The sequence below is a fragment of the Leclercia sp. UBA7405 genome (genome assembly GCF_037152215.1).
GTDB lineage: Bacteria > Pseudomonadota > Gammaproteobacteria > Enterobacterales > Enterobacteriaceae > Enterobacter > Enterobacter pneumoniae.
Map to the genome: position 1 here is coordinate 22,348 of NZ_JBBCMR010000010.1, position 6,911 is coordinate 29,258.

Below are 6,911 nucleotides of genomic sequence, written 5' to 3' on the forward strand. Positions count from 1 at the left end.
TAAGGAACTGCAACAATGACCGAACTGAAGAACGATCGTTATCTGCGTGCGCTGCTGCGCCAACCCGTTGATATCACCCCGGTATGGATGATGCGCCAGGCTGGCCGTTATCTGCCAGAGTACAAAGCCACCCGTGCTCAGGCCGGCGATTTTATGTCGCTGTGCAAAAATGCCGAGCTGGCTTGCGAAGTGACCCTCCAGCCGCTGCGCCGCTATCCGCTTGATGCTGCGATCCTCTTCTCGGATATTCTGACCATTCCGGATGCGATGGGCCTTGGCCTCTATTTCGAAACCGGTGAAGGTCCACGCTTCTCTTCTCCGATTAAAAACAGAGCCGACATCGATAACCTGCCCATCCCGGATCCGGAGCAAGAGCTGGGTTATGTGATGAACGCAGTGCGAACGATTCGTCGTGAGCTGAAGGGGGAAGTGCCCCTGATTGGCTTCTCCGGTAGCCCGTGGACGCTGGCGACCTACATGGTAGAAGGCGGTAGTAGCAAAGCCTTTACCCTGATCAAAAAGATGATGTATGCCGATCCGTTAGCCCTGCACGCACTGCTCGACAAGCTGGCGAAGAGCGTCACCCTCTATCTCAATGCGCAGATTAAAGCGGGTGCCCAGTCGGTGATGATTTTCGATACCTGGGGCGGCGTGCTTACCGGTCGTGACTACCAGCAATTCTCGCTCTATTACATGCACAAAATTGTGGATGGCCTGCTGCGTGAAAACGAAGGTCGTCGCGTACCAGTAACTCTGTTTACCAAGGGCGGCGGACAGTGGCTTGAAGCCATGGCGGAGACCGGTTGTGATGCGCTGGGCCTCGACTGGACCACCGATATCGCCGATGCGCGTCGTCGCGTGGGCGACAAAGTCGCGCTACAGGGCAATATGGATCCTTCCATGCTCTATGCGCCGGCTGCGCGTATTGAAGAAGAAGTGTCGACTATACTTTCTGGTTTCGGCCAGGGTGAAGGCCACGTCTTTAACCTCGGCCACGGTATTCATCAGGATGTACCGCCTGAGCATGCAGGCGTATTTGTGGAGGCGGTGCACCGGCTTTCTGCGCAGTATCATCTTTAAGGAGTGGTTATGGATCTCGCGTCGCTACGCGCTCAGCAAATTGAACTGGCCTCATCAGTGATCCGAGAGGATCGTCTGGATACGGATCCTCCGCAGTACATTGGCGGGGCAGATGTCGGATTTGAGCAGGGTGGCGAAGTGACGCGGGCGGCGATGGTGATACTGAAGTATCCGTCGTTAGAGCTGGTGGAGTACAAGGTTGCGCGTATTGCCACCACCATGCCCTATATTCCGGGCTTCCTCTCTTTTCGCGAATATCCCGCGCTGTTGGCAGCGTGGGAGCAACTCTCACAAAAACCTGACCTGCTGTTTGTTGATGGACATGGCATTTCCCACCCCCGTCGCTTAGGCGTCGCCAGCCATTTTGGCCTGCTGGTCGATGTCCCCACTATCGGGGTCGCGAAAAAGCGCCTGTGCGGTAAGTTTGAGCCGCTCTCTGCCGAACCGGGCGCCCTGGCACCGTTGATAGACAAAAACGAACAGCTGGCATGGGTCTGGCGCAGTAAAGCGCGCTGCAATCCGCTGTTTGTGGCAACCGGGCATCGGGTCAGTACCGATACCGCCCTGGCATGGGTACAGCGCTGCATGAAAGGCTACCGTCTGCCCGAGCCGACGCGCTGGGCGGATGCCGTGGCATCAGGCCGTCCGGCATTTGTTCGTTGGCAGGAAATTCAGCCCTGATTCAGGTACACTGCGGCTAATTTCCGATTAGAGATCTCATCATGTTACAAAACCCGATTCATCTGCGCCTTGAGAAGCTGGAGAGCTGGCAGCACGTCACCTTTATGGCCTGTCTTTGCGAGCGCATGTATCCCAACTACGCCGTGTTCTGCAAAGAGACGGCGTTTGGTGAGGGGCAGATCTATCGCCGCATCCTCGATCTGGTGTGGGAGACGCTGACGGTGAAAGATGCGAAGGTGAATTTCGACTCTCAGCTCGAGAAGCTGGAAGAGGCGATTCCTGCGGCAGACGACTACGAAGTCTATGGCGTCTATCCGGCGATTGATGCCTGCGTGGCATTAAGTGAACTGATTCACTCCCGCCTAAGTGGCGAAACGCTGGAGCATGCCATTGAGGTCAGTAAGGCCTCTATCACGACGGTTGCCATGCTGGAGATGACCCAGGAAGGGCGTGAAATGACCGACGAAGAGCTCAGAGCGAACCCGGCGGTTGAGCAAGAGTGGGACATTCAGTGGGAAATTTTCCGCCTGCTGGCAGAGTGCGAAGAACGCGACATTGAGCTGATTAAAGGTCTGCGCGCAGACTTGCGTGAGGCGGGTGAGAGTAATATTGGTATAAATATTAACCAGTGAGACAACAAAACGTGATTTAACGCCTGTTTTGTCATGCCTGCACTCTTCCCTTCTGCCCCCCGTCTGGTCTACATTTGGGGGGCGAAAATAAGTGGCTATCGGTGCGTGTATGCAGGAGAGTGCTTTTTTGGCATTTTCGTCGCACTCGATGCTTAGCAAGCGATAAACACATTGAAAGGATAACTTATGAACAAGACTCAACTGATTGATGTAATTGCGGACAAAGCTGATCTGTCTAAAGTACAGGCTAAAGCTGCTCTGGAATCCACCCTGGCTGCAATTACTGAGTCTCTGAAAGAAGGCGATGCTGTACAACTGGTAGGTTTCGGTACCTTCAAAGTGAACCACCGCGCTGAGCGTACTGGCCGCAACCCGCAGACCGGTAAAGAGATCAAAATCGCCGCTGCAAACGTGCCGGCTTTTGTATCTGGTAAAGCACTGAAAGACGCAGTTAAGTAAGACGCGTGGCAGTGAACAGTTTTAACGAAGGGGCGGTTTCGCCCCTTTTGTCTGTCTGGCGCCAGGCCCTGGCTCTGGCAGGCGTGCTGTTGCTCTCTGCCTGTAGTCGCGACGCCTCTCTGCCGGCCTTTACCGCCAGCGGATATGCCGATAATCAGGGGGCAGTGCGTATCTGGCGTAAAGATTCAGACGACGACGTTCACCTGCTTTCCGCTTTCAGCCCCTGGCATAGTGGCAGTACCACAACCAGCGAATACCGCTGGCAAGGTGATACTCTCGCCCTTATCGAACTGAACATTTACAGCGCCACCCCGGAACATGTGCGGATACGTTTTGACGACCGCGGCGAGCTGAGCTTTATGCAGCACGAAACGGGGGGGCAAAAGCAGCAACTCTCCAGCGACCAAATCGCGCTCTACCGTTATCGTGCCGATCAAATCCGTCAGACCAGCGATGCGCTGCGTCAGGGGCGGGTTGTGCTGCGTCAGGGGCGCTGGCATAGCGATGGTACGGTGACAACCTGTGAGGGGCTAACGGTGAAGCCTGAACTGGAGTCCTGGGCCACCGAACATATTGAACGTCGTCAGCGTCACTCTTCTATGGAAGTCAGCATCGCGTGGCTTGAGGCGCCGGAAGGTTCTCAGCTTTTACTGGTGGCGAACGAAGATTTCTGTACCTGGCAGCCGACGGAAAAGAGTTTTTAAGTCCCCTCTCCCTTGAGGGAGAGGGTTAGGGTGAGGGGGAATTACTCCCCCTGCTCACGCGCAATCGCACGATAACCGATATCCTGACGGCTGAAGCTGCCGTTCCAGTGGATATCTGCCATCAGCGCATAGGCGCGCTTCTGTGCCTCAGCAACGGTGTGTCCGAGTGCGGTCGCGCACAGTACGCGGCCACCGTTGGTTAAGACACGATCGTCGTTTGCCAGCGTCGTGCCGGCGTGGAACACTTTCGCGCCATCTATCGCTTCCAGCGGCAGGCCGTGGATCTCGTCACCGGTGTTGTAACTCCCCGGATAACCGCCCGCCGCAATCACCACGCCCAGAGAGGCACGCTCGTCCCACTCAGAGGTTTGCTCATCGAGTTTGCCTTCGCAGGCTGCCAGGCAGAGTTCGACCAGGTCCGATTTCATGCGCAGCATGATGGGCTGGGTTTCCGGATCGCCAAAGCGGCAGTTGAACTCAATGACTTTCGGGTTGCCCTGCTTATCGATCATCAGGCCCGCGTACAGGAAACCGGTATAGATATTGCCTTCCGCCGCCATCCCTTTCACGGTAGGCCAGATGATGCGCTCCATGGTGCGCTGATGCACTTCGTCAGTGACCACAGGCGCAGGGGAGTAAGCGCCCATCCCACCGGTATTCGGGCCGGTGTCTGCGTTACCCACGCGCTTATGGTCCTGGCTGGTGGCCATAGGCAGCACATGCTCGCCATCAACCATCACGATAAAGCTCGCCTCTTCGCCGTCGAGGAACTCTTCGATGACGATACGATGGCCTGCGTCGCCAAAGGCGTTACCTGCCAGCATATCCTGTACGGCAGCTTCGGCTTCTTCGAGAGTCATCGCCACGATCACGCCTTTACCGGCGGCCAGGCCATCCGCCTTGATAACAATAGGGGCGCCTTTCTCACGCAGATAAGCCAGCGCGGGTTCGACTTCAGTAAAGTTCTGGTATTCCGCCGTCGGGATCTTATGCCGGGCAAGGAAATCTTTGGTGAAGGCTTTGGAGCCTTCCAGTTGAGCGGCGCCCTCGGTCGGGCCGAAGATTTTCAGGCCTGCCGCGCGGAAGGCGTCAACAACGCCAATTACCAGCGGCGCTTCCGGGCCGACGATGGTCAGATCGATCTTCTCGCTCTGAGCAAAGCTCAGCAGGGCGGGTATATCCGTCACACCAATCGCCACGTTCTGCAGCGTTGGCTCCAGCGCCGTGCCGGCATTGCCGGGGGCCACAAAAACGGTTTCGACCCGTGGAGACTGCGCGGCTTTCCATGCCAGGGCGTGCTCACGCCCGCCGTTACCAATTACTAATACTTTCATTGTCTGCTCCGGAAATTAATGACGGAAATGGCGCATGTCGGTGAAGATCATCGCGATGCCGTGCTCATCGGCTGCGGCAATCACTTCATCATCGCGGATAGAGCCGCCAGGCTGGATCACACAGGTGATGCCCACTGCAGCAGCCGCGTCGATACCATCACGGAACGGGAAGAAGGCGTCAGACGCCATGGCGGAGCCTTTTACTTCCAGACCTTCGTCGCCCGCTTTGATACCCGCAATTTTAGCGGAGTAGACGCGGCTCATCTGGCCTGCGCCTATGCCAATGGTCATGTTCTCTTTCGCATAGACGATGGCGTTGGATTTAACGAACTTGGCAACCTTCCAGCAGAACAGCGCATCACGCAGCTCTTGTTCGGTAGGTTGACGTTTGCTCACAACGCGCAGGTCTTTTTCGCTTACCATTCCGAGGTCACGATCTTGTACCAGCAGACCACCATTAACTCTTTTGAAATCAAGGGCCGGTACGCGCTCTGCCCATTGACCGCAAATCAGTACGCGCACGTTCTGTTTCGCGGCGGTAATTTTCAGCGCTTCTTCGGTGGCAGAAGGGGCGATGATCACTTCAACAAACTGGCGGGAGATAATGGCCTGTGCGGTTTCGGCGTCCAGCTCACGGTTAAAGGCAATGATGCCGCCAAACGCGGAGGTTGGGTCGGTTTTGTAAGCACGGTCGTAAGCATCCAGAATAGAGGTGCTTACCGCGACACCGCATGGGTTGGCGTGCTTCACAATCACGCAAGCTGGTTCGCTGAATTCTTTCACGCACTCCAGCGCGGCGTCAGTATCCGCGATGTTGTTGTAAGAGAGCGCCTTGCCCTGTACTTGTTGTGCGGTGGCAACAGAAGCTTCTTTTACTTCTTCTTCTATATAGAAGGCAGCCTGCTGGTGGCTATTCTCGCCATAGCGCATGTCCTGCTTCTTAATGAAGTTGAGATTCAGGGTGCGAGAGAAGCGGCCGGAAGGCTCGTTACTTTCACCATGATAGGCTGGCACCAGGCTACCGAAGTAGTTGGCAATCATACTGTCGTAGGCGGCAGTGTGTTCGAAGGCTTTAATCGCCAGGTCGAAGCGCGTCTCAAGATTCAGAGAGCCTTCGTTGGCATCCATCTCTTTAATAATGGCGTCGTAGTCGCTGCTCTTCACCACGATGGCCACATCTTTATGGTTCTTGGCAGCGGAGCGCACCATGGTTGGGCCGCCGATATCAATATTTTCTACCGCATCTTCCAGCGAGCAGCCTTCACGTGCAACGGTCTGGGCGAACGGGTACAGGTTAACGACAACCATGTCGATCGGCGCGATCCCGTGTTGTTCCATAATACCGTCGTCCTGACCGCGACGGCCCAGAATGCCGCCGTGAACTTTCGGGTGCAGGGTTTTGACGCGTCCGTCCATCATTTCGGGGAATCCGGTGTAATCGGAGACTTCGGTTACCGGCAGACCTTTATCTGCTAACAGGCGAGCGGTACCGCCAGTAGACAGCAGCTCTACACCACGTGCAGAAAGCGCCTGAGCGAATTCGACGATACCGGCTTTATCAGAAACACTGAGCAGAGCGCGGCGGACTGGACGACGTTGTTGCATGGTAAATCCCCTGGATTTCACGATTACAGAGAGCGTTAGGTGAATTTTCTTTAGAAAAACTCAGCTAACACACCTTGCGGGGCGTTTTATTTAGCGCGAGCATTTTAACGAAAACGTTTGCGCACCGCTCGTCATTTTTCACTTTTTCGCTGCATTGTGGATAAGTCTGTGTGTAATCAGGTATAAAGCGGGGTTTTGCTGGGGAATGCAGCAGTCAGTCATTTTTATGTCATTTTTCTATTGCGGCCTGCAAAGAACTCCCTATAATGCGCCTCCATCGACACGGCAGATGTGAATCACTTCACACAAACAGCCGGTTCGGTTGAAGAGAAAAAATCCTGAAATTCAGGGTTGACTCTGAAAGAGGAAAGCGTAATATACGCCACCTCGCAACGGTGAGCTGAAAGCCGCGTTGC

Annotated in this window: 7 protein-coding genes; 5 read left to right on the top strand and 2 right to left on the bottom strand. The window is 55.4% G+C overall.

From position 1 onward, the window contains the following. Positions 1 to 15 precede the first annotated feature (15 nt). The 5 genes from hemE (at position 16) to WFN75_RS22140 (ending at position 3,556) form a co-directional block, all read left to right on the top strand. The gene (gene hemE, locus WFN75_RS22120) at positions 16 to 1,080 is read left to right on the top strand and encodes a uroporphyrinogen decarboxylase (RefSeq protein ID WP_046887167.1); all 1,065 of its coding nucleotides are present in this window, start codon (positions 16 to 18) and stop codon (positions 1,078 to 1,080) included. 9 nt (positions 1,081 to 1,089) lie between these two features. Next, the gene (nfi, locus tag WFN75_RS22125; RefSeq protein WP_040077661.1) at positions 1,090 to 1,761 is read left to right on the top strand and encodes a deoxyribonuclease V; all 672 of its coding nucleotides are present in this window, start codon (positions 1,090 to 1,092) and stop codon (positions 1,759 to 1,761) included. A gap of 41 nt (positions 1,762 to 1,802) precedes the next feature. Next, the gene (locus WFN75_RS22130) at positions 1,803 to 2,393 is read left to right on the top strand and encodes a YjaG family protein (RefSeq protein WP_040077660.1); all 591 of its coding nucleotides are present in this window, start codon (positions 1,803 to 1,805) and stop codon (positions 2,391 to 2,393) included. A gap of 186 nt (positions 2,394 to 2,579) precedes the next feature. After that, positions 2,580 to 2,852 (top strand): nucleoid-associated protein HU-alpha, encoded by a 273-nt coding sequence (gene hupA / locus WFN75_RS22135; RefSeq protein WP_002445246.1) that lies wholly within the window; start codon positions 2,580 to 2,582, stop codon positions 2,850 to 2,852. Between the two features lie 11 nt (positions 2,853 to 2,863). Next, a complete protein-coding gene (locus WFN75_RS22140) occupies positions 2,864 to 3,556 on the top strand; it encodes a DUF1481 domain-containing protein (protein ID WP_336996839.1) in 693 nt (230 codons plus the stop codon). A gap of 41 nt (positions 3,557 to 3,597) precedes the next feature. Here WFN75_RS22140 and purD read toward each other — a convergent pair whose 3' ends face one another. Together purD and purH are read right to left on the bottom strand one after the other, a co-directional pair. Next, positions 3,598 to 4,890: a phosphoribosylamine--glycine ligase gene (gene purD / locus WFN75_RS22145; RefSeq protein WP_336996838.1), complete on the bottom strand. Its 1,293-nt coding sequence runs from the start codon at positions 4,888 to 4,890 to the stop codon at positions 3,598 to 3,600. A gap of 15 nt (positions 4,891 to 4,905) precedes the next feature. Next, entirely contained in the window at positions 4,906 to 6,495 is a 1,590-nt protein-coding gene (gene purH, locus WFN75_RS22150) for a bifunctional phosphoribosylaminoimidazolecarboxamide formyltransferase/IMP cyclohydrolase (protein WP_040077656.1), read from the bottom strand. Positions 6,496 to 6,911 lie beyond the last annotated feature (416 nt).

Excerpts from the sequence above, each read along its gene's own strand:
- hemE (WP_046887167.1), top strand. The coding sequence starts at position 16 with ATGACCGAACTGAAGAACGATCGTTATCTGCGTGCGCTGCTGCGCCAA.
- nfi (WP_040077661.1), top strand. The coding sequence starts at position 1,090 with ATGGATCTCGCGTCGCTACGCGCTCAGCAAATTGAACTGGCCTCATCA.
- WFN75_RS22130 (WP_040077660.1), top strand. The coding sequence starts at position 1,803 with ATGTTACAAAACCCGATTCATCTGCGCCTTGAGAAGCTGGAGAGCTGG.
- hupA (WP_002445246.1), top strand. The coding sequence starts at position 2,580 with ATGAACAAGACTCAACTGATTGATGTAATTGCGGACAAAGCTGATCTG.
- purD (WP_336996838.1), bottom strand. The coding sequence starts at position 4,890 with ATGAAAGTATTAGTAATTGGTAACGGCGGGCGTGAGCACGCCCTGGCA.
- purH (WP_040077656.1), bottom strand. The coding sequence starts at position 6,495 with ATGCAACAACGTCGTCCAGTCCGCCGCGCTCTGCTCAGTGTTTCTGAT.